The sequence below is a fragment of the Flavobacterium sp. 1 genome, assembly GCF_002797935.1.
GTDB lineage: Bacteria > Bacteroidota > Bacteroidia > Flavobacteriales > Flavobacteriaceae > Flavobacterium.
The window spans coordinates 3513927-3535832 of record NZ_PGER01000001.1 but is presented as its reverse complement, the minus strand read 5'-3'; the positions used below and the strand labels follow the sequence as shown (position 1 = coordinate 3535832).

General features: G+C 34.6%; 22 protein-coding genes. 13 read left to right on the top strand and 9 right to left on the bottom strand.

Features of this window, described 5'->3' with window-relative positions:
• Positions 1-28 precede the first annotated feature (28 nt).
• Together CLU83_RS14275 and pbpC are read left to right on the top strand one after the other, a co-directional pair.
• Positions 29-619, top strand: a complete 591-nt coding sequence (locus CLU83_RS14275; RefSeq protein WP_100432230.1) for a transposase — start codon at positions 29-31, stop codon at positions 617-619.
• Between the two features lie 128 nt (positions 620-747).
• Positions 748-3144 (top strand): penicillin-binding protein 1C, encoded by a 2397-nt coding sequence (gene pbpC / locus CLU83_RS14270; protein ID WP_198512293.1) that lies wholly within the window; start codon positions 748-750, stop codon positions 3142-3144.
• 170 nt (positions 3145-3314) lie between these two features.
• Here the strand turns inward: pbpC and CLU83_RS14265 are convergent, their stop codons facing one another.
• From CLU83_RS14265 to CLU83_RS14255, 3 genes are all read right to left on the bottom strand, one after another.
• Entirely contained in the window at positions 3315-4109 is a 795-nt protein-coding gene (locus CLU83_RS14265; RefSeq protein WP_232727115.1) for a hypothetical protein, read from the bottom strand.
• Between the two features lie 151 nt (positions 4110-4260).
• Positions 4261-5805, bottom strand: coding sequence for a ribonuclease E/G (locus tag CLU83_RS14260; protein WP_100432229.1), 1545 nt, complete (start codon positions 5803-5805; stop codon positions 4261-4263).
• A 391-nt stretch (positions 5806-6196) separates the two neighbouring features.
• Complete coding sequence (locus CLU83_RS14255; protein WP_255410990.1) at positions 6197-6532, bottom strand: HU family DNA-binding protein; 336 nt, start codon at positions 6530-6532, stop codon at positions 6197-6199.
• An 87-nt stretch (positions 6533-6619) separates the two neighbouring features.
• Here CLU83_RS14255 and mutY point away from each other — a divergent pair, with 87 nt between their 5' ends.
• The 5 genes from mutY (at position 6620) to gldD (ending at position 11342) form a co-directional block, all read left to right on the top strand.
• A complete protein-coding gene (gene mutY, locus CLU83_RS14250; RefSeq protein WP_100432228.1) occupies positions 6620-7657 on the top strand; it encodes an A/G-specific adenine glycosylase in 1038 nt (345 codons plus the stop codon).
• Positions 7658-7731: 74 nt separating this feature from the next.
• Complete coding sequence (locus CLU83_RS14245; protein ID WP_100432227.1) at positions 7732-8901, top strand: hypothetical protein; 1170 nt, start codon at positions 7732-7734, stop codon at positions 8899-8901.
• A 109-nt stretch (positions 8902-9010) separates the two neighbouring features.
• A complete protein-coding gene (locus CLU83_RS14240; RefSeq protein WP_100432226.1) occupies positions 9011-9451 on the top strand; it encodes a single-stranded DNA-binding protein in 441 nt (146 codons plus the stop codon).
• Positions 9452-9474: 23 nt separating this feature from the next.
• Positions 9475-10770, top strand: coding sequence for a gliding motility-associated protein GldE (locus CLU83_RS14235; RefSeq protein WP_100432225.1), 1296 nt, complete (start codon positions 9475-9477; stop codon positions 10768-10770).
• 8 nt (positions 10771-10778) lie between these two features.
• The gene (gldD, locus tag CLU83_RS14230) at positions 10779-11342 is read left to right on the top strand and encodes a gliding motility lipoprotein GldD (protein WP_100432224.1); all 564 of its coding nucleotides are present in this window, start codon (positions 10779-10781) and stop codon (positions 11340-11342) included.
• Between the two features lie 155 nt (positions 11343-11497).
• On the opposite strand, the gene CLU83_RS14225 is transcribed toward gldD, so the two are convergent.
• The gene (locus CLU83_RS14225; RefSeq protein WP_100432223.1) at positions 11498-11878 is read right to left on the bottom strand and encodes a heavy-metal-associated domain-containing protein; all 381 of its coding nucleotides are present in this window, start codon (positions 11876-11878) and stop codon (positions 11498-11500) included.
• Between the two features lie 109 nt (positions 11879-11987).
• Here CLU83_RS14225 and CLU83_RS14220 point away from each other — a divergent pair, with 109 nt between their 5' ends.
• Positions 11988-12854: a DMT family transporter gene (locus CLU83_RS14220; RefSeq protein WP_100433744.1), complete on the top strand. Its 867-nt coding sequence runs from the start codon at positions 11988-11990 to the stop codon at positions 12852-12854.
• A 28-nt stretch (positions 12855-12882) separates the two neighbouring features.
• On the opposite strand, the gene CLU83_RS14215 is transcribed toward CLU83_RS14220, so the two are convergent.
• Positions 12883-14253, bottom strand: a complete 1371-nt coding sequence (locus tag CLU83_RS14215; RefSeq protein WP_100432222.1) for a pitrilysin family protein — start codon at positions 14251-14253, stop codon at positions 12883-12885.
• A gap of 55 nt (positions 14254-14308) precedes the next feature.
• Positions 14309-15610 carry a pitrilysin family protein gene (locus CLU83_RS14210; protein ID WP_100432221.1) on the bottom strand — a complete coding sequence of 434 codons (1302 nt, stop codon included), beginning with the start codon at positions 15608-15610 and terminating at the stop codon, positions 14309-14311.
• Positions 15611-15884: 274 nt separating this feature from the next.
• Here CLU83_RS14210 and rplU point away from each other — a divergent pair, with 274 nt between their 5' ends.
• Together rplU and rpmA are read left to right on the top strand one after the other, a co-directional pair.
• Positions 15885-16316 carry a 50S ribosomal protein L21 gene (rplU, locus tag CLU83_RS14205; protein WP_100432220.1) on the top strand — a complete coding sequence of 144 codons (432 nt, stop codon included), beginning with the start codon at positions 15885-15887 and terminating at the stop codon, positions 16314-16316.
• Positions 16317-16338: 22 nt separating this feature from the next.
• On the top strand, positions 16339-16599 hold the full coding sequence (gene rpmA / locus CLU83_RS14200) for a 50S ribosomal protein L27 (protein WP_100432219.1): 261 nt from the start codon (positions 16339-16341) through the stop codon (positions 16597-16599).
• Positions 16600-16679: 80 nt separating this feature from the next.
• On the opposite strand, the gene CLU83_RS14195 is transcribed toward rpmA, so the two are convergent.
• Together CLU83_RS14195 and CLU83_RS14190 are read right to left on the bottom strand one after the other, a co-directional pair.
• Positions 16680-17225: a hypothetical protein gene (locus CLU83_RS14195; protein ID WP_100432218.1), complete on the bottom strand. Its 546-nt coding sequence runs from the start codon at positions 17223-17225 to the stop codon at positions 16680-16682.
• 2 nt (positions 17226-17227) lie between these two features.
• A complete protein-coding gene (locus tag CLU83_RS14190; protein WP_100432217.1) occupies positions 17228-17698 on the bottom strand; it encodes an RNA polymerase sigma factor in 471 nt (156 codons plus the stop codon).
• A gap of 698 nt (positions 17699-18396) precedes the next feature.
• Here CLU83_RS14190 and CLU83_RS14185 point away from each other — a divergent pair.
• The gene (locus tag CLU83_RS14185; protein WP_100432216.1) at positions 18397-18771 is read left to right on the top strand and encodes a hypothetical protein; all 375 of its coding nucleotides are present in this window, start codon (positions 18397-18399) and stop codon (positions 18769-18771) included.
• 133 nt (positions 18772-18904) lie between these two features.
• Here CLU83_RS14185 and ahcY read toward each other — a convergent pair whose 3' ends face one another.
• A complete protein-coding gene (gene ahcY / locus CLU83_RS14180; protein ID WP_100432215.1) occupies positions 18905-20221 on the bottom strand; it encodes an adenosylhomocysteinase in 1317 nt (438 codons plus the stop codon).
• Between the two features lie 270 nt (positions 20222-20491).
• Between ahcY and CLU83_RS14175 the strand changes: the two genes are divergently transcribed.
• A complete protein-coding gene (locus CLU83_RS14175) occupies positions 20492-21124 on the top strand; it encodes a 4'-phosphopantetheinyl transferase superfamily protein (protein WP_100432214.1) in 633 nt (210 codons plus the stop codon).
• Positions 21125-21178: 54 nt separating this feature from the next.
• Positions 21179-21901 (top strand): geranylgeranylglyceryl/heptaprenylglyceryl phosphate synthase, encoded by a 723-nt coding sequence (locus CLU83_RS14170; RefSeq protein ID WP_100432213.1) that lies wholly within the window; start codon positions 21179-21181, stop codon positions 21899-21901.
• Positions 21902-21906: the final 5 nt, after the last annotated feature.

Genomic DNA, 21906 nt, shown 5'->3' with positions numbered 1-21906 from the left:
AAACCTGTTAGAATAAAAAAAATAAAATATGGAAAAAGATATTTTCGAATCAGGTCAATATTATCACATATACAATAGAGGCAATAACAAAGAAAATATTTTCATTGAAGAGAAGAATTATAATTATTTTCTAGAGAAAATGAAGAAATATCTTTTGTCAGTTGTAGATGTTTATGGGTACTGTTTGCTCAAGAATCATTTTCATATTGTTTTAAGAATTAAAGACAAAGAAGAGTTGCCAGAAAAATTTAAAGAGAAAATTCATTTGCCTTTTTCTAATTTTTTTAATTCGTATGCCAAAAGCATAAACACGGCTTATAATAGAACAGGGAGTTTATTTCAAGAACATCTGCAACGAAATAGAATTGAAAATGAAGAGTATTTGAAGCAATTAATAATATATGTTCATTTAAATTCTGTAAAACATAAATTCACGAAATCATTTGAAACGTATTTGCATTCGTCGTATCGTTCTTTTATTTCGAATAAAGAAACGAGTATTGATAGAGGTTTTATTCTAGAATTATTTGGAGGTATTGATAATTTTAAGTTTTATCACGATGAAAGAAGATTGGTTTATGAAGGGTTAATTGATGCGATTGATAAAATGGATGACTAAATTATATTGGTATTTGCTTATCCTAACAGGTTTCCAAAACCTGTTAGGTATTTATTTAGGCAATGTTAATCCTATTTTTATTTTAGAATTGTAGAAGAATACCTAACAGGTTTTGGAAACCTGTTAGGATGAAACAAACAAAATTCACTTTGAAAAATAAACTAATAGCGTTCCTGCAACGCATAATCAATTGGATAAAAGAGAATAAAATTAAATCATCAATAGTATTTTTGCTATTGGTGGTTTATTGTTTTTCATTGCCAAGAACTTTGTTTCAAGAACCTTATTCTACGGTGATTGAAAGTAAGGAAGGAGAATTACTTGGAGCCAAAATTGCGCTTGATGGACAATGGCGATTTCCAGCGCAAGACAGCGTTCCAGATAAATTCAAAAAATGTATCGTCTATTTTGAAGATGAATATTTCTATAAACACCCCGGATTCAATCCTGTGGCGATGGTCAATGCATTTCAACAAAACAGGAAAGCGGGCAAAGTCGTTCGTGGAGGAAGTACGTTGACCCAGCAAGTCATTCGGTTGTCCAGAAACGGCAAAGGCCGGACTTATTTTGAAAAAATAATCGAACTCATTCTCGCCACCCGATTAGAGTTGGGGTATTCCAAAAACGAAATTTTGGAATTGTATGCTTCACACGCTCCTTTTGGCGGAAATGTGGTGGGTCTTGAAATGGCTTCATGGCGGTATTTTGGCGTACAATCCCATCAATTGTCTTGGGCAGAGAGCGCTACTTTGGCTGTTTTGCCAAATGCTCCAAGCTTGATTTATCCAGGGAAAAACCAAATCAAATTGTTGAATAAACGCAATCGGCTTTTGTTGAAACTCAATCAAGAGGGGATTATCGATAAGCAGACTTACGAACTTTCGATCGATGAGCCTTTACCACAAAAACCGTATGATTTACCGCAAATCGCACCTCATTTATTACAGCGAGTTGCCAAGAACCAACAAGGAAACCGGGTGAAAACGACAATCGAAATTGGCTTACAAAACAGAGTCAATCAAATTGCGAAGTATTATTACAGTCAGTACAAGCAAAACGAAGTCCATAATTTGGCTATTTTGGTGATAGATGTGTCCAATAGAAAAGTTTTGAGTTATGTGGGGAATTCGCCTACCGATGGCAACCATCAAAAAGATGTGGATATTATTGATGCGCCAAGAAGTACGGGAAGTATTCTCAAACCGCTTTTATATGCTGGTATGCTCGACGATGGGGAGTTGTTGCCGAATACATTAGTGGCAGATATTCCAACACAGATTTCAGGATATACCCCCCAGAATTTTAACTTGACATTTGACGGAGCAGTCCCTGCACATCGGGCATTATCGCGTTCCTTGAATATTCCTGCCGTATTGATGTTACAGGATTTTGGAGTGAATAAATTTTATGAAGAATTACAGCGATTCAAATTGCGGGACATTTCAAAACCGCCTGACCATTACGGTTTGTCGCTTATTTTGGGCGGTGCCGAAAGCAATTTATGGGATCTATGCCGAACTTACGCCGGTTTGTCCTCAACTTTGAATTATTTCAATAGAAATCAAGGACAATACAGAACCAATGAATTTGCCGAATTAAATTATGATGATAATTTTCAAGTCGATTTTGGAGACGAGACCAAACAAAAAAACATCTTGGGAGCAGGCTCAATTTGGCTTACCTATAACGCAATGGAGCAAGTCAATCGTCCCGAAGGAGACGAAGCTTGGAAATTTTACGATAGTTCACTCAAAATTGCATGGAAAACGGGTACAAGCTTTGGGAATCGGGATGCGTGGGCGATAGGAACCAGCGCCAGATACGTCGTGGGTGTTTGGGTTGGGAACGCAACAGGTGAGGGGAGACCCACATTGACGGGAGTTACCAGTGCAGCACCCATTTTGTTTGATGTTTTTAATTTGTTGCCAAGACAGCGATGGTTCGATACGCCTTACAAGGATTTAGAAGAAGTTGAGGTTTGTAGTTTGAGTGGTCATTTGGCTAAAGAAGGCTGTTCAAGCATAAAACAATGGATTCCGAAAAAAGGAAAAAACACTTCTATTTGTCCGTATCATAAAACGGTGCATTTGGATAAATCACAGCAGTTTCAAGTGAACAGCAGTTGTGAAAATATAGAAAATATAGTGACTAAAAACTGGTTTGTTTTGCCTCCTGTAATGGCTTGGTATTACAAAAGTCAGCATATAGAATATTTGCCATTACCACCTTTTAGAAATGATTGTATGGGAACGCAAACGGCAACGATGGATTTTATTTATCCCAAAACCAACAGTAAAATCTATCTCACCAAAAATTTCAACAGCGAAGTGCAGCCTGTGATTCTAAAAGTGGCGCATTCACAACGCGAAAGCAAACTGTTTTGGTATGTGGATAATGTGTACAAAGGCAGTACCAAAACTTTTCATGAAATGCCTATTTCAACTACGACAGGATTTCATTATGTGACAGTGGTTGATGAATTTGGAAACGAAATCCGAAGAAAAATTGAGATTGTGAAGGATTAAAAAATTAATAGTTTGGGCATAACACCATAATAAAAAAAGGGGCTTATTAGTATGACTTGCTAGTTGCCCCTTTCTATTAAGCTGTCGGGCTCATCAGCGTTACTTTGGTAGCTGGTTTCTATCTCTTATACGCTCAGAATAACTTTCGGATTAATTAGAAAATTTCGTTTTCAAAAACCAATTCGAAGCGGAATGTAAGCGTTTTTGTTATTAGTGACTCTAAAGGTTAATCCAAAAGTAAATCCTTTTAATTCTGGAGTTTTATTTTGTGTTAAAGGATAGGAATAGCCAAACCCAAGGTCAATAAAATTTAAAAGTGAAAATCCAGCGACTGAATATAAGTTTCGATTGGAACCTCCTGCTTTAATAAATAACAAGTTTTCAGTATTTAAAGAGAGATGAACGTCGGGCAGTCCAAAATACTTGCCGTCATAACTGCTTATTCCATAGCCTAAGCCGAAAAACAGTTTGCTTTTGTCCTCGCAATCCAAGCAAAATTCCAAACCGCCTGTAAATTGACTTTTGACCGTTATTGAATAATTGATGTAAAAAATGGGTTGCCAGTCTAGGAGTTTAGAAGCGGGTTTTTCCTTGTAATTATAGTTTTGGGCATTCAAAAGTGTTTCATTTTCATCAAACCATTTGGAATTTCCAACTAATTTTTTCGCTTCTTTGTCTTTGGAATAGCCTTGAAATTGTAATTTATGGGTTTTTGAATAATAGTCTTTTATGGAATAGACCGAATCAATATCCTTGATTTGATATCCAATTGCTTTTTTTGTTTCAATTTTTTCGGGCTGGATTCGGTAATAAATTGCCAATTCTTTAGAGCAATTTTTCCAACAGTCGTCAAAGTAAATGGTGTCTTTTTGTGCAAACGAATTATAACAGATAAATAAACAGAAAAATGCAAAAAGTGGAGTTCTCTTCTTTTGAATTCGTAATAGCTTAATAGTATGTTTCATCTTATTTGCGTCCCCATAAGTAAAGAAAATATTTACTTTTAGATTAAGTGAAAGTAATAAAAAAGTTTGTTTTGGAGCAATTTTCAGAATGAATATTTTTTAAAAAAGCACAAAAAAACCGTCTCGTTAAAAAACGAGACGGTTTCAATTTTTATTCTTTGATAACATTTCCTTTTTTGTCGTAGAAATGATATTCTAAATACGTGTAAGCGTCACGTGGTATGATTTTCACCCATTTTTTGTGTTCAAAAAACCATTTTGAACGCAATGATGGAAACCCCTTACTGAGGTATGCAGCCACAAACGGATGTACATTAAGAACAACTTTATTGTGGGTTTTTAAAACTCTTTCCAAGTCGGAAGCGATTTTGTCAATGATTAATATTGGCGCTTCTATTTCGCCGTGCTCATTGTTTGGATCTTCTTCTCTTGTTTTTATGTTAACTTCTGGTCTTACGCGTTGTCTGGTAATCTGGACTAGCCCAAATTTACTCGGTGGTAAGATTTTGTGTTTTGCTTTATCGTCGCTCATTTCTTCCCTCAGGAAGTCGAACAAGACTTTACGATTTTCAGGATTCGACATATCGATAAAATCAACTACGATGATTCCGCCCATATCACGAAGACGCAATTGTCTCGCTATTTCGGCAGCTGCAATCATATTGACTTCCATGGCTGTATCCTCTTGGTTGGTAGCTTTGTTAGAACGGTTACCGCTGTTTACATCAATAACGTGTAACGCTTCGGTGTGTTCTATAATAAGGTAAGCCCCTTTACTCATGGAAACTGTTTTTCCAAATGAAGTCTTGATCTGTCTTTCTATATTGTATTTCTCAAAAATTGGAGTGTCTTTAGACTGATAGAACTTAACAATTGATTGTTTGGATGGTGCAATTTCCTGCAGATAATCCTTTGTTTGGTGGTACAACTCTTCATCATCAATCTGAATACCGCTAAAGGTATCATTAAATACGTCTCTTAATATCGAAGAAGCTCTGTTGAGCTCTCCTAATATTTTGGACGGATGATGAGCAGTTGGTAATTTTTTACACATTGCATTCCATCTGCTGAGCAGGTTCTGCAAATCTTTTTCTAATTCTACTGTGCTTTTGCCTTCGGCTACTGTGCGAACAATAACGCCAAATCCTTTTGGTTTGACTGATTGTACAAGACGTTTCAAACGGTCCTTTTCTTTTTTGTCTTCTATTTTTTGAGAAATAGAAACGCGGTCAGAAAACGGAACCAAAACAATAAATCTTCCGGCCAGAGAAAGCTCTGCGCTTAATCTTGGGCCTTTGGTCGATATTGGTTCTTTGACAACTTGCACCAAAACAGATTGATTAGCACTAATTACATCTGTAATTGTACCATCTTTATCTATTTCTTTTTCAAACTGAAAGTTTTTTAGGGAGAAATCTTTTATTTTACCTGCGCTTACAAGTTTTATGAATTTCAGTTGGGAAGCTAAGTTAGGGCCTAAATCGTGATAATGTAAAAAGGCATCTTTCTCGAAGCCAACATTTACAAAAGCAGCGTTAAGACCAGCAACGGGTTTCCTTATTTTGGCAATAAAAATATCACCTACTTGAAAGTTGCTTTTCTCTTCTTCCTTGTGTAATTCAATTAGTTTTCCATCTTTTAATAAGGCAAAATCTACATAGTCAGAACTAGATCGAATGATTAATTCTTTATTCATTTGTAAATTTTTATCTGTATTTTAGATAAAAGAGCATAGATAAAAGAGTATAGATTTTTTAAAATCTAAAATCTAAAATCTAAAATCTGAAATCTTATTTACAGATGGATTAAACAATAATTTAACAGGTATTGTACCCGGAAGGGATTTTAGACTGCAGATTTAAGATTTTAGACTGCAGTTTTATACTGCCGACTGATAACTGAATTCTGCGTTACTATTTTCCCAAATTTCAATGAACTTAAAAAAGAAAAAAGTAGTTTAAAACTACTTTTTCTTTTTGTGACGGTTAGCTCTCGCTCTTTTTTTACGTTTGTGCGTTGCTACCTTATGTCTCTTTCTTTTTTTACCACTTGGCATATCTAATAGATTTTATAATTAATTAATAGTGTTATTTTGCTTCGTTGTTCACTTTTACACCTTCAACAAAAACTTTCGCAGGTTTGAATGCAGGAATGTTGTGTGCTGGGATTTTGATAGTGGTATTTTTGGAAATATTTCTTCCAGTTTTTTCAGCTCTTGTTTTAACGATAAAACTACCGAAACCTCTTAGATAAACATTGTCACCAGTTTCTAGTGAGTTTTTTACTTCGTTCATAAAAGTCTCTACGGTTGCTTGTACATCCCCTTTTTCAAGACCTAATTTTTCTGAAATCTTCGCTACGATATCTGCTTTCGTCATTTTCTTCCTTTTTATTATGTTGTAATAATTTTTTTGAGTTTGCAAATATATGAATTTAAAAAACAATAAATCAACCTAATTCGTTAAATTTTAATTACATAAACAATTACTTTTGTTTTCTAAATTTTTACAATGATTTTTTCTAAAACGCTAATTAAGTGGTATTTGCAAAACAAGCGGGATTTGCCTTGGCGAAAAACAACCAATCCATACCCAATTTGGCTCTCCGAAATTATGCTGCAGCAAACAAGAGTAGCGCAGGGAATGCCTTATTTTTTTGCTTTTACAGCCACTTTTCCAACTATTCTTGATTTGGCAAACGCCCATGAAGAGCAGGTCTTGAAACTTTGGCAGGGATTAGGGTATTATTCCCGTGCCCGCAATCTGCATAAGACAGCGCAAATAGTAGCGCATGAAATGAATGGCGTTTTTCCGGATAATTATGCCGACTTGCTAAAACTAAAAGGAATTGGCGAATATACCGCCGCCGCAATTGCCTCCTTCTCCTATAATGAATGCGTTCCCGTGGTTGATGGAAACGTTTTTCGAGTGCTTTCGCGTTATTTCGACTTGGAAACAGATATTGCCCAAGCTTCTGCCAAAAAAGAATTTGCTGCTTTGGCTTTCGAACTGATGCCAAAAGACAATCCTGCACAATTCAATCAAGCCATAATGGAATTTGGCGCCCTACAATGTGTTCCGAAAAATCCAAATTGTACCGAATGCGTCTTTAATAATAGCTGTGCTGCGCTGCAAAAAAAGAAAGTCAATCAGCTTCCCGCAAAATCAAAGAAAACTAAAGTTCGAAATCGCTACTTTAATTACATAGTAGCAGTCGATGATTTGGAGAACACCATTATCCAGAAACGCACTGCCAAAGGAATTTGGCACAATCTGTATGAGTTTCCTTTAATCGAAACCGACAAAGTCGAAGATTTTGAAACCGTAGTCAAGCAAATCAATCAACACTTTTTCCAGGAAAACAAAATGGAGAGCCTGTTGGAATATAATGAAGAAAGCATAGTTCATAAACTATCGCACCAGCATTTGCACATCAAATTTTGGAAAGCAAATTTAAAAGGTACCATCGAAAATGGCATTGACCTCGAAACTGCCAAAACATTTCCGTTCCCAATTGTTATTCATAATTTCATTGAGGAAAAATTGTAAAGCCAAATTAAAACCATACCATCTTGCTTCTTAATTAAGATATTTCTAACTTTCGACTATTAAAATACCCCGCTTTGAAAAATATCATCCTTCTATTAAGTCTGCATCTTGGATTGACAGCATTTGCACAAACCAATCCTTTAATTGTTCCTGCAAATGTCGTTTTACCAAAAGACACTTTAATTGCTAATCATCTTTTGAAATCCTTAAACGGTTTTTTGAGTCAGAAAGAAAGACTCAACAAAGAAAATGTTTTTGTCCTGAAAGAAGACTTGCTCGAAACTTCAATCCTTTTGGATGAAATGAAAGGAATAGAGAAAAGCGTTAAATTCAAAGATGATAATTTTTACAAAGGCTATTTGACGAATATCGTGCAAATTGATAAAAGCAATTTCATAATCCAGCTTTCTTATTTAGGTATAAACGAAAACACGCCGATTTTGAACGCCAGTTTTGAAATTCTAGCCAAATATATAGACGATAAATTCTATTTTTTATCGCCCTTGCAACGCAATACCTTTTCTTGGCAAACCAAAAAAATTGGTAATACGACCTTTCACTTCAAAAAAGAATTAAACACCAAAGTCGCCACGGAGTATGTAAAAGATGTCGCTTTGTTTGACAAAAAATTAAATGCACCGCAAGACAATATCGTTTGGTACGGTTGCAATGACATGCCTGAATTATTGAAAAACATTGGAGTTTTATATAAATCAGAATACAATGGCCGTTCCGTTAGCACTTTTAACGCCAATGAAAACAAAACCACTTTGTTGGTCAATGGAACTTACAATACAAGTTTCAATAGCTTTGATCCGCACGATTTATGGCATGAACGAACCAGAAATGCTATTCCAAAAAACACTATCAATAAACCAGTTGATGAAGGCTGCGCTTATCTTTACGGAGGAAGTTGGGGAATTAGTTGGCCACAAATTCTGAAAATTTTCAAAGAAAAAGTCGCTTCCAATCCAAAATCAGATTGGCTGAGCTTGTATGACGGATTTTATAATTTTGGCGAAAGCAAAGAAAAACATCTAATAGTGAGTTATTTGATTAACGCTTTGATTGTTGAAAAAATCGAAAAAGAAAAAGGTTTTCCAGCTGTGATCGAATTGCTTAGTTGCGGGAAATATGAAAAAGGCAATGATAATTATTTTAAAGTATTGGAGAAATTAACGGGAATCAATAAGGTAAATTTTAATGATCGAGTATGGGCATTAATTAAAAAAAGTGGGAAGTAACATAATAAATTGCTTTCATTGGAACAGATTTTTTCTGCCAATGATTTAAAAAGCCAATAAAAGCAGTTTTCAAAAAATAATGTACCTTTGATAGAAATACCACTCAATCATGAACGGAACATTAAATAAAGTGATGCTTATAGGTCATCTTGGCGATAATGTCAAAATGCATTATTTTGACGGAGGAAACTGCATCGGAAGATTTCAATTGGCTACAAATGAAGTTTATGTCAACAAAACGACAAACGAAAAAATCGTTTCTACAGAATGGCATAACTTGGTAGTACGCAACAAAGCTGCTGAAATTTGCGAAAAGTACCTTTCTAAAGGGGATAAGATTTATGTGGAAGGGCGTATTAAATCCAGACAGTGGCAAGCTGAAGATGGTTCAACCAAACATACTATGGAAATCCAAGTAACTGAGTTTACTTTTTTGACAACCAAAAAAGATACAGAAAGTAATAAAACATTAAATTCTTCAGAATCCACAAAAAACACTAACTTTGACGATCAAAATAACGGTTTGCCAATCAATGACTTGCCGTTTTAATTGTTTAACTAATTTATACGAATTTGGACCCAGAGCCCAGTTTAGAGATTGCGTCTCAAGTTGATCTTACTTTAATATTCGGTTTTATCGGAATTATTATTTTGCTGTTTTTCTCAGCAATAGTTTCAGGTGCCGAAGTAGCTTTATTCTCCTTATCACCAAAGGATTTGGAAGATTCTATCCAAGAAAATAGTTCGAAAGGAAAAATTATTGTTCGGCTTTTAGAAAAACCAAAAAAACTTTTAGCGACACTGCTCGTAGCTAATAATTTTATTAATATCGGAGTGGTTATTTTGTTTTCTTTTGTCGGGAAAGATATTTTTACCGCTATCCATTCCCCAGTTTTAAAATTCATAATCGAAGTAATTTTGGTGACCTTTTTGCTGTTGCTTTTTGGTGAGGTTTTGCCTAAAGTATATGCTAGCAGGAACAATGTGAAATTTGCTCAATTAATCGCATATCCCATTTCTGGATTAGATAAAATTTTATCGCCTGTAAGCATACCTATGCGTTCAGTTACTTTATTTTTACAAAATAAATTAGGAAAACAAAAAACAAATTTCTCTGTTGACCAGCTTTCGCAAGCACTGGAACTGACAGATAGCGGTGAAACTTCAACCGAAGAGCAAAAATTATTGGAAGGAATTGTATCCTTCGGAAATACGGACACCAGACAAGTAATGAGTCCAAGAATTGATGTTTTTGCTCTGGAAATCACAGAGTCATTTGCGTCAATTTATCCAAAAATAATAGAAAAAGGATTCTCCAGAATTCCTGTATATAGAGACAATATTGACCAAATTGAAGGCGTCTTATTTGTCAAAGATCTATTGCCTTATATCAACGACATCGAGTTTGATTGGACAACTTTATTGCGAGAACCATTTTTTGTTCCAGAAAATAAAAAACTGGATAATTTGCTCAAAGATTTTCAAAGCATGAAAAGCCATCTGGCAATTGTGGTGGACGAATACGGTGGAACATCGGGGTTGGTTTCGTTAGAAGATGTTATAGAAGAGATAGTTGGCGATATCAGTGATGAATTTGACGATGCACCTGTTAATTTTTCTAAGATTGATGATAGAAATTATATTTTTGAAGGCAAAATAAATTTAAAGGATTTCTATAGAATTATTGATGTTGATGAGGATTTATTCGAAGAACAAAAAGGAGAAGCGGAAACCTTGGCAGGATTTATTTTGGAGTTATTGGGTAATTTCCCTAAAAAAGGACAGAAAATAGTTTTTGAAAACTGTACGTTTGTCATCGAATCTGTAGATCAAAAACGTGTCAAACAAATTAAAGTAACGATTGAATAATATACAAAATGCTTAAAAAAATTACCGCTCTAGTTGTGTTTTTCGCATTCTTCTTGTCTATAGTTGGGTGTAAAAATGATGTTTTGCCTAAACCTTCCAGTTATTTGCGATTGGATTATCCCGAAGCGGAATATATTGGTTTCAAAGGGGAGTGTCCTTTTGAATTTGATGTGAATTCCAAAGCGATTGTAAAGGAGGATAAAGGTTGCGGTTATTCAATTACGTACCCAAAGATGAAGGCTACGATTTACCTAACTTATAAGCCTGTAAGTGGAAATATAAAAATATTGCTTAGAGATGCTCAAAAATTAACGTATGAGCATGTTATAAAGGCCGATGATATATTGGAGCAACCATATATAAATCCAGATAAAAAAGTGTACGGCATGTTTTATCAGGTAGATGGAAATGCGGCAACCAACTCTCAGTTTTATGCTACTGACAGTATTAAGCATTTTGTTACAGGTTCGGTTTATTTTTATGCTAAACCTAATTTTGATTCTATTATGCCGGCAGCGAGTTATATTAAAAATGACATGCAGCGCCTGATGGAAACTTTAAAATGGAAGTAATCTAAAAAATGTTTGCCGGAAACAGTATCTAGCAACCGAAAATGGCACACTGATTATACGGATTGAACAGATTATAACGGATTTTACTCGTATTACTCCATAAAAAAAAGCATTCGCCAGCGATGAATGCTTTTTTTATGGGTAAATCAGTCTGTTTAAGACTTCATATTGGAAACTTTGTATGTTTTTCCATCGCCTGTTGCTTGAACTATTTTAGTTAAGGTTTCTGGAGTTTGAACGGTTTTGTCAAATGTTACAGTGGCCAGTTTTTTATCAAAATCAACTTTTGCAGTTTGAACACCGTCTAATTCAGTTAATTCTTCCTGTATTGTTTTGGCACATCCAACAGCACATGTCATTCCTTCAATAGTGAAGCTTGCTGTCTGCAGATTAGCAATTGCGATTTCTTTTTTAACTTTCGGTGCTGCAGTTTCTGTTGAAGCAGTTTCAGTTTTTACTTCTGCTTTATTGTCTTTACAGCTTGCAAAAAGCAATCCTGAAAGTGCTATAATTGTGATTGATTTTGTGAAGTTCATTATAATGAGATTTTTAATTGATTTAAATTTTTATGATTTTATGCAAAAATAATTAAAAAAGAAACCCTAATTACTAAAATTATTACAATTTTGCACCAAAATAGTGTTTATCATGTTAAAGCAGTTGAAGTGGGTTTATTTGTTGGTTCTGTCCTTAATTTGGGGAAGCTCATTTATATTGATAAAAAAAGGGTTAGTCGGATTAACAGCTTTTCAATTGGGGTCACTGCGCATTATTTTTGCAGCGTTATTTTTGCTTTTAATAGGATTCAAAAGCTTGATTAAAATCCCCCGTCATCAATGGAAATATATTGCATTAACTTCTTTATTTGGTACTTTTATTCCGGCTTATCTTTTTGCGATAGCTGAAACCCAGATTGACAGTTCGATTACGGCGATTTTAAATTCATTGACTCCGCTGAATACATTGATTTTGGGAGCCGCATTTTTTGGAATTACTTTCAGGAGAAGCCAAATATGGGGTGTAATTATTGGACTTGTTGGCTGTCTTCTTTTAGTTTTTAATGGTGCGGTTAATCATCCGGAGCAGAATTATTATTATGCAATTTTGGTTTTGATTGCTTCTGTTTGTTATGCAACAAACGTTAATTTAATAAAACGATATTTGTCAGATCTGACTTCTTTGAGTATTACCACTGGAAATTTTTTGATATTGCTTTTTCCAGCCTTGGGAATTTTGTTTTTTACTGATTTTTTTGAAGCTGTACATGTCGAAAAAGTACAGCATTCTCTTTGGTTTATATTGATTTTGGGGGTTATAGGCACTGGAATTGCAAATATTATTTTCTTTAAGCTAATCCAGATTTCATCGCCTGTTTTTGCCACATCGGTTACGTATTTGATTCCTATAGTGGCTATTTTTTGGGGATTACTGGACAATGAAGTGCTGACATTTGTTCAGTGTATAGGCGCTTTTATTATTCTAATTGGTGTTTATTTATCGGCTAAGAAATAGATGTAAATGTGGCAGTTCTCTGTTTGATTTAGTTTTTAAAGACAGGTTTTTCCAAAGGAGTTCCATACTTGTCAAAATAAAACATTGGAATTTTTAGTTCTTCCAATTCTGGTGCAATTTCAGATTCTTTCCCCACAATTACGATCCGGATATTGTCTATCAGGAAGTATTTGTTGGCTACACGCAAAACATCATCCGTGGTTACTGCATTAATGGTTTGAATGTATTTTTCATAAAAATCAACAGGAAGTTTTTCGGTTTCTGTATTCAATGCGTATCGGGCTACTGTTTGCGGTTTTTCTACCTGCATAACAAAACGGCCTATATAGCCTGCTTTTACAGTAGCGAGAACTTCGTTTGTTACTTTTTGGGTTCTTATTCTTTTTATTTCTTTGATGAATTCTACAACGGCACTATGGGTAACGGCGTTTCTTACGGCCGATTTAGCGTAGAACTTCGTAGTATGCTTTCCCGCTCCTATGCTGGATCTTGCCCCATAAGTCCAAGCGTTTTTTTCGCGCAGATTCATGTTTAGGTAACTGTTGAAATCGCCGCCTAGGATTTGGTTGGCAATTACAGCTGGAAAAAAATCTGGATCGTTCATTTTTAGATTCACGGTGTTTACCAAAGTGATTTCAGATTGAACTGCATTAGGAACATCTACTAAGTTGATCTGCAGATTCGAAACATTTTTAGGTATATTGTATGATATGTTCGGAATGCTTCTTTTTTCCCAAGTGCCAAATAATTTTTCAACAGCTGCTTTAACATTGATGTGTTTTACATCGCCTACGATTACTAAATAGGCATTTTTAGGAGCGAAATAATTGTGATAATTGGTTTCGATATCGGTCAGAGTAATGTTGTTTAATGTTGTTTCTGTCATAAATTCGCCTGAAGGATGATTTTTCCCAAAAGCCAATGCATCAACAACACGGTTTGCAATTGCAGGAACACTTTTTTCCTCTGCTTTCATACCTTCAATTAATTTGGCTTTTTCTTTGTCAAATTCTTCTTGAGTGAAATTTGGATGTAGTACGCCTTCGGCTAATAATTCTAAAATCCTTCCGCTGAATTTCGAAAGAGAATTTGCTGTTGCGCCATGAGAACTAAAATTGATGTCGGCTCCCAAAAAATCTATTTCTTCATGAAAAACAGTTTTTGATATTTTTTTGCTTCCGTTCCCAATTAAATTGCTGGTTAGTTCATCTACTCCTTTTTTGTTTCCTTCAGTAAACAGGGGATTGTCTAGAGTTAAATTAAAAGTAACTCGAGGCAATTTATGATTTTCGACTACCATAACTTTCATTCCATTGGACAGAATAAAGGTTTGCGGTTTTTTGATGTTTATAATTGGTGGTTTTCCGGATTTGGGCTGTATGCGGTCTTGTGCTGGCATAATTCCTGTTTATAACAAATGATGAATAATACTATTAATTGCTTTCTTTAAGCTTTTAATTATGTGCTTTTGCGGGGACATAATCCAAAAGTAAGCGCTGATTTGGATTTAGGTATTTTTTTGCAACCGCTCTTATTTCCTCACGGGTAATAGAATGATATAATTCAATTTCGGTATTGATTAGATTCACGTCCTTATATAGTAAGTAATAGGTGGCAAGATTATTAGCAATTCCTTCTATGGTCGAATTAGAATTTACAAAGGTATTGTCAAACTTGTTTTGCAGTTTTTGATAGTCATTTTCAGAAATCAACTCAGTTTGAATTTTTACAATCTCTTCATCAATTTCTTTCAATAGTTCATCGGTAGAGAAATTCCCCATTGGTAAGCCGTATAAAATGTACATTCCGTAATCTTCCTGGCTAAAGCCTACAGCTCCAATCTGTAATGCCATTTTTTTATCATCTACCACTTTTTTGTACAGTTTGGAACTTTTACCATCACTAAGGTAAGAAGAAATTAAATCCAGTACTCTTGCATCCCTGCTTTTCATTGAAGGAGTTCGGTAACTTGCAATCAGCATTGGAATTTGAATGTTTGGATCTTCATACGTCGCTTTGATGGTTTGGGTAATAGGTTCTTCAGAATATGTTTTCTTTGGAGTTACTTCTCCTTTAGTTATTGGTCCAAAATATTTTTGAATCCATTCTTTGGCTTGTTTTTTTTCAAAATCACCTGCAACCACTAAAACGGCATTGTTAGGCAAGTAAAATTTTTTGTTGAATGCTTGAAATTCCTCCAGTGTCGCAGCATCAATGTGTTCCATGGAACCTATGGTTGTCCATCGGTAAGGGTGGTTTTTGAACATGTGCTGTTTTACTGCGGCCAGAATGTTTCCGTAAGGTCTGTTGTCATAACTGGTTCTTTTTTCTTCTTTAACAACTTCATTTTGGGTATCGACCCCAATTTTGTTGATTATTGGATGCATTAATCTTTCAGATTCCATCCAAAGTCCCAATTCCAGATTGTTAGATGGAAATATTTCGTAATAATAGGTTCTGTCATCTGTAGTGTTGGCATTATTTGTTCCTCCGTTTGAAGTGACAATCTTAAACCATTCGCCTCTTTTTATATTTTGTGTGCCTTCAAATAATAAATGTTCAAAAAAATGAGCAAAACCAGTACGATCCGGATTTTCATCTTTGGCGCCTACATGATACATAACCGATGTGATTACAACTGGAGCCGAAGCATCATGATGTAAAATAACATGCAGCCCATTGTCTAAATCATATTCTTCGAATACTACTTTTTGAGCCGAAGCAACTCCTCCTAACGTTATTGCGTTACTTAACATTATCGCTGTTTTTTTTGCAAAGATTGATAAACTTATTTTCTATTGCTAATAGTTTTGGTTTTATTAGGTCAAAAGTAGTTTTTTTATTGTGTGGAACATTAGTAAATTTGGTATTAACAATATATTTACCCAGATTTTGTTTAATTTGTTAACTGTTTCAAATACAGTGTGAAATGTTCAAAAGTATGGCTGCAAATATTTTTTCAGCAAAGGATTGCAAGGTAAATATTTAATTGTATATTTGCATCCTTAAAAATTATTAAAACAATTCAGTATGTATGCAATCGTAGAGATAGCAGGGCAACAGTTTAAAGTTAGCAAAGACCTAAAGGTTTACGTTCACCGTTTAACAAATGAAGAAGGATCAAAAGTTTCTTTTGATAAAGTTTATTTGGTAGATGATAACGGTTCAATCACAATAGGCGCCCCAGCTATAGAAGGTGCTTCAGTAGAAGCTAAAGTGTTACAACACTTAAAAGGTGATAAAGTTATCGTTTTCAAAAAGAAAAGAAGAAAAGGATACAAAAAAAGAAACGGTCATAGACAATATCTTACTCAAATTGTAATTGAAGGTATTACTGCAGGCGGGACAGCTAAAAAAGCAGCAGCTCCAAAAAAAGCGGTAGTTGAAGCAACTACAGAAGAAGCTCCGGCTCCTAAAGTAAAGAAAGCTCCAAAAGCTAAAAAAGAAGATACACAAGAATAATAACAAAATAAACTAATACGTCATGGCTCACAAGAAAGGTGTCGGTAGTTCTAAGAATGGTAGAGAATCAGAATCAAAACGTTTAGGCGTTAAGATTTTTGGTGGTCAAGCTGCTATTGCTGGGAACATCATCGTAAGACAAAGAGGTTCAAAGCATAATCCAGGTGAAAACGTTTACATTAGTAAAGATCACACTCTACACGCAAGAGTAGATGGAGTTGTTCACTTCCAAAAGAAAAGAGATAATAAATCTTATGTTTCTATACTTCCATTCGAAGCATAATCATAAGTTTAGATATTATTGCAAAACCCGTTTCGAAAGAAACGGGTTTTTTTGATATTTTAGTACGAAAATTAATTTGTTTATTCTTTCAGTTTCTGAAGCATGTTGTTTATTCTGCTTTTTCTTTTTGCCCAAACCCGATGCAATAAGTAAATTTGAACAGGAATAATAAGAGAAATAAATCCTAAGGAGAACAGTTTTTCTTTCGTAAATGCTATGGTTGAGATGAAGTAGCCCAAGAGTATAGCAATGGCAACTACTCGCGTAGCTATAGAAATAACAGCATAGTTTTTGATTTTGATCTGGTAATTTTTTAGTGATTCAAGAATGGTCTTTCCATTTATCGGATTGCTTATGATTTGGAATCCCAATACATTGTGCACCAGTATAAAAATAACCGATACGATAAGCAGGACGTTCCAAAGAGGGGATTTTAAGTGTCCATCAAAAATATTGTAATATACCGCTAGGAAAATAGCCCAAAGAACGGTTTCTGTAAGTAGCTGTATTCTGACGCCTTTTAATACAGGATGGTTGTTTTCAAGAATCATTTTTTGAATTTTTTCTTTGCTCAATAGTGCTTTCCCTGCATTTTGATACTCTGATTTTAAGTTTTCTAGTTCCATAATTATCTATTTAAAATTACTTTTAGTTTTTTCTTAATTCTGCTCAAACGAACTCCTATGTTGTTTTCTGAAATTCCAACGATTTCTGAAATTTCGACATAGCTTAAATCGTCTAGGTAAAGTGCAATAAGTGCTCTTTCGTCTTCACTCAGTTGGCGAATGGCCGAAAATAGAAGTTCCTCTCGCCAAGGTTCTGCGACTTCCGGGAGGATATTTTTCTCGGGAAGAGCATCAGAATACAGTAGTTTGACTTTGGGTTTTCTGAATGATGCCATGGCTGTGTTTAATCCTATACGATACATCCAGGTCGATACTTTAGACTTGCCTTGAAATTTAGGATAGGATTTCCAAAGTTGATAGATTATCTCCTGAAAAAGATCTTCCTGGTCTTCGGGAGTATCCCTATACATTCGGCAAATCTTATGAATCAATGCCTGATGGGGGAATATTTCGTCTGTAAATTGATCTTTCATAATTGATTGTTTACTTTCTTCATAAATTCTATTTTACCCATTGGTTGATAAAAAGATGAAAAACTTACAGTAATAGCTTTTTTTGTTTTAAAATAATATGACTGTCCGCAAAGAGTGCCATGTATATTTTTTTGCCACAGATTACACTGATTACATTACACTTTTTGAAAAAATCTGTGTAAATCTTTTTAATCTGTGGCTAATTCTATCTGTTCGGTATTAGTTACGGATAGTCATATAAAATTAATATTTTAAACAAACAATGGCACAGCCCTTTATTCGGACTAATTTACAGAAATAAAAGCCCTTGCATCACTGCAAGGGTTTTAAGTCTAAAATCATCAATTTAAAATCTTCTAGTGTCTGTAATATTTTGGTTTGAACGAATCTTGAACTTTTATTCCAGTATAAGATGTTATGGTGTTGTTTGAGTTTTTCTTTTGTTAAATTTAATGGTTATCCTTTTTTTGTCAGAATGCTATATTTATTTATGATTTTTTAACAAATAAATATTTTTTTAACATTAGTTAGGTAGTTTTTTCTTTTCAATTAAAGAAATTTTAAAAAAACTTACATTTTTTTTTTAATTATTAAATTAATCTATTTTACTTGCTTTTAATCCGATATGTGTAAAATATTGGTATTTTTTATGATCATATTTAAATTATTTTTATAATTTTAAGTAAAATAATAAGAATATGAAAATAAATGTATTAATTTTTCTGTGGTCTGTTTCTTTGGTTTCTCAAACTGATATTAAACAAGACAAACTTGCACATTTTGGTGCAGGAGCTTTGGTATCTTCATTGTCTTATGCAGTGATTTATAAGCATACTAAAAACGCTCCAAAGTCGCTCCTTTATTCGACTGCTTGTGCTTTTTTAGTTGGTACGGCAAAAGAGGTTTATGATATTAAACATGGTAAGGAAGGTTTTGGTGCCGAAGATCTACTTGTTACTACATTTGGAGGATTTATGACAAGTTCAGTTATTACGATAACTATCAAAGATAAAGGGAAGAGGAAGCAACTGGAAAAAATTGAGCAATTAAAAAAGAAGAGCAGCCGCCCGTAGAAATTCCACTGGTAGTCAAGACTATAACACAAGATGCTATTGTTGATAAATAGTTGTCTAAAATTCAATTCAACAAAAAACCCTCACAGCAATGTGAGGGTTTTGTATTAATACTTAGCATTAAAAAATAATACTAATATCTGTAATATTCTGGTTTGAATGGACCTTGAACTTCAACGCCAATGTAAGCAGCCTGATCATCACGTAAAATTTCCAATTCAACTCCTAATTTAGCCAAGTGCAAAGCTGCAACTTTTTCATCTAAGTGTTTTGGCAACATGTAAACGTCATTGTTGTAAGCAGCGCTGTTTTTCCATAATTCGATTTGAGCCAAAGTTTGGTTTGTAAATGAGTTACTCATTACAAAACTTGGGTGACCTGTAGCACAACCAAGGTTTACCAAACGGCCTTCAGCAAGAATGATGATATCTTTTCCGTTGATTGTATATTTATCAACCTGAGGTTTGATTTCGATTTTAGATGCGCCATGGTTTTTGTTCAGCCAAGCCATATCAATTTCGTTATCAAAGTGTCCGATGTTACAAACAACAGTTTTGTCTTTCATTTGTTCGAAATGAGAACCAAGAACGATATCTTTATTTCCAGTAGTTGTAATGATGATATCAGCATTAGCAATTACAGTATTTAATTTTTTAACTTCATAACCGTCCATTGCAGCTTGTAAAGCACAAATTGGGTCAATTTCAGTAACAGTTACAATAGATCCTGCACCTCTAAAAGAAGCAGCAGTTCCTTTTCCAACATCACCATATCCGCAAACAATTACTCTTTTTCCGGCTAACATCAAATCAGTTGCACGACGAACAGCATCAACAGCAGATTCTTTACAACCGTATTTGTTGTCAAATTTAGATTTAGTAACAGAGTCATTAATGTTGATTGCAGGCATTGGCAACGTTCCGGCTTTTACTCTTTCATACAATCTGTGAACGCCAGTAGTAGTTTCTTCAGACAATCCTTTGATTCCAGGAACCAATTCTGGGAAACGGTCAATAACCATATTAGTTAAATCTCCGCCGTCATCAAGAATCATGTTCAATGGTTTTCTGTCTTCGCCAAAGAATAAAGTCTGCTCAATACACCAGTCAAATGATTGCTCATCAAGACCTTTCCAAGCGTAAACTGAAATTCCTGCAGCAGCAATAGCGGCAGCAGCCTGATCTTGAGTAGAGAAAATGTTACAAGAAGACCAAGTAACTTCAGCACCAAGAGCAATTAAAGTTTCGATCAAAACAGCAGTTTGAATGGTCATGTGCAAACATCCGGCGATACGCGCACCTTTCAGTGGCTGTTCGTCTTTATATTCAGCACGAAGCGCCATTAAACCTGGCATTTCAGCTTCCGCCAATTCAATTTCTTTTCTTCCCCAAGCCGCTAGAGAAATGTCTTTTACTTTGAAAGCCACATAAGGCGTAGTCGTTGTACTCATTTTTTATAGTATATTTGTATTACTTCGTCCGTTTGCCTTTCAGGCTCGGGTGTAAAATTTTTTGCAAATTTACATAATAACTTATTATTTAAAAAGCATTCAGTAATATTTGTGAATTGTTTAATGCCGTAATCGAAAGTATTTTAGATTGTAGATTAGTGATTTAGGATTTTTGATTTAAGAAAAACCAAACAAAAATGGGATTCCTTAAATGTTGTTGGAATTCAAAATCTGAAATCTGAAATCTGAAATCTGAAATCTAAATTCAAAATGTCTTTATACAAAACCATACATGTCAGTCCCGCAACTCAAATTTTAGTTTGGAAAATAACTGAATCATTTGATGAATTGCGTTCGCAGGTAACTTTAAAACCCAAAACCGAAAAGAGGTTAAACGGAATGAAATCTGAAATGCATCAGCGTGCCTTTTTGAGTGTGCGTATGTTATTGCAGGAAGCTGGTATTAATGATTTTGATTTGCATTATGATGAATTCGGCAAACCGTATTTAAGTGATCATCGTTACATTTCAATTACTCATTCTCATAATTTTGCGTCGATAATCATAAGTGAAGAAACTGTAGGAATTGATATGGAACTGCAGCGTGAAAAAATTCTTCGTATCGCCGATAAGTTTGTTGATTGCGAATTCGATTATTTAGAACTGGAATCCTTAGACGAATACATAAAAAAACTAACAGTTATTTGGGGAGCCAAAGAAGCTATTTTTAAAATTAGAAACGAAAAAGGAATCAGTTTTAAAGATCACATTCAGGTTGCGCCTTTTTCTTTAACCGAAAACCAAACTCAAGCTTGTCTTCTTTTTGATAATTTGGAAAAAATGTTCGAAGTAAATTATTTGGAAATAGAAAACTTTACTTTAGTTTACGCTTTCGAAAAATAGTTTTTAATCTTTGTTCATCTTTGCGTTAACTTTGCGCATTTCTGTAAAATTTCTATGGTAATATATAAACAAATTCTTCAGTCTAAAGAAGTAAACCAAAAGTTACTCGCTATTCTTCTGGATCCCGACAAAATTATTTGGGACAATGTGGAATATTTAATCGAAAAAATCAAACAGTCACCCGCAACTCATATTTTTATTGGCGGAAGCCATGTTCAAAATGATATTCTGGACGAATTGATTATTGCTTTAAAACAAAAAATGAGTTTGCCTGTTGTTCTTTTTCCAGGGAATCCATCCCAGATTTCAGATCAGGCGGACGCTATTTTGTTTTTGTCCTTAATTTCTGGTCGTAATCCTGATTATTTGATAGAGCATCAAGTAAACGCTGCGCCAATTTTAAAGAAAACACAGCTCGAAATTATCTCAACAGGCTATATGCTCATAGAAAGCGGGGGCGAAACTGCAGTAGAACGCATCAGTAAAACCAAGCCTTTGGACAGGTATAATCTCGACTTAGTGCTTGCAACTGCGCAGGCGGGGGAGATGATGGGGAATAAATTATTATATCTTGAAGCAGGCAGCGGTGCAAAAAATGCAGTTCCGTTAGAAATGATTCAGTTAGTTGCAAAGAACATCGAAATTCCGCTGATAGTTGGTGGCGGAATTATAGATTTGCAGGGTATTCAGAGCGCTTATAAAGCAGGTGCTGATTTAGTTGTTATAGGAACAGCATTTGAAAATGATGCCGATTTTTTTAATACAGATAAAAAGTAAACGAT

Bases quoted from the DNA above. Each gene is read 5' to 3' on its own strand.
- CLU83_RS14265 (WP_232727115.1), bottom strand. From the start codon at position 4,109: ATGAAACATACTATTAAGCTATTACGAATTCAAAAGAAGAGAACTCCA.
- CLU83_RS14185 (WP_100432216.1), top strand. From the start codon at position 18,397: ATGAAAATAAATGTATTAATTTTTCTGTGGTCTGTTTCTTTGGTTTCT.
- CLU83_RS14195 (WP_100432218.1), bottom strand. From the start codon at position 17,225: ATGGAACTAGAAAACTTAAAATCAGAGTATCAAAATGCAGGGAAAGCA.
- gldD (WP_100432224.1), top strand. From the start codon at position 10,779: ATGCTTAAAAAAATTACCGCTCTAGTTGTGTTTTTCGCATTCTTCTTG.
- rplU (WP_100432220.1), top strand. From the start codon at position 15,885: ATGTATGCAATCGTAGAGATAGCAGGGCAACAGTTTAAAGTTAGCAAA.
- CLU83_RS14175 (WP_100432214.1), top strand. From the start codon at position 20,492: ATGTCTTTATACAAAACCATACATGTCAGTCCCGCAACTCAAATTTTA.
- CLU83_RS14170 (WP_100432213.1), top strand. From the start codon at position 21,179: ATGGTAATATATAAACAAATTCTTCAGTCTAAAGAAGTAAACCAAAAG.
- CLU83_RS14260 (WP_100432229.1), bottom strand. From the start codon at position 5,805: ATGAATAAAGAATTAATCATTCGATCTAGTTCTGACTATGTAGATTTT.
- ahcY (WP_100432215.1), bottom strand. From the start codon at position 20,221: ATGAGTACAACGACTACGCCTTATGTGGCTTTCAAAGTAAAAGACATT.
- CLU83_RS14215 (WP_100432222.1), bottom strand. From the start codon at position 14,253: ATGCCAGCACAAGACCGCATACAGCCCAAATCCGGAAAACCACCAATT.
- CLU83_RS14275 (WP_100432230.1), top strand. From the start codon at position 29: ATGGAAAAAGATATTTTCGAATCAGGTCAATATTATCACATATACAAT.
- CLU83_RS14240 (WP_100432226.1), top strand. From the start codon at position 9,011: ATGAACGGAACATTAAATAAAGTGATGCTTATAGGTCATCTTGGCGAT.
- CLU83_RS14225 (WP_100432223.1), bottom strand. From the start codon at position 11,878: ATGAACTTCACAAAATCAATCACAATTATAGCACTTTCAGGATTGCTT.
- CLU83_RS14210 (WP_100432221.1), bottom strand. From the start codon at position 15,610: ATGTTAAGTAACGCAATAACGTTAGGAGGAGTTGCTTCGGCTCAAAAA.
- pbpC (WP_198512293.1), top strand. From the start codon at position 748: ATGAAACAAACAAAATTCACTTTGAAAAATAAACTAATAGCGTTCCTG.
- mutY (WP_100432228.1), top strand. From the start codon at position 6,620: ATGATTTTTTCTAAAACGCTAATTAAGTGGTATTTGCAAAACAAGCGG.
- CLU83_RS14190 (WP_100432217.1), bottom strand. From the start codon at position 17,698: ATGAAAGATCAATTTACAGACGAAATATTCCCCCATCAGGCATTGATT.
- rpmA (WP_100432219.1), top strand. From the start codon at position 16,339: ATGGCTCACAAGAAAGGTGTCGGTAGTTCTAAGAATGGTAGAGAATCA.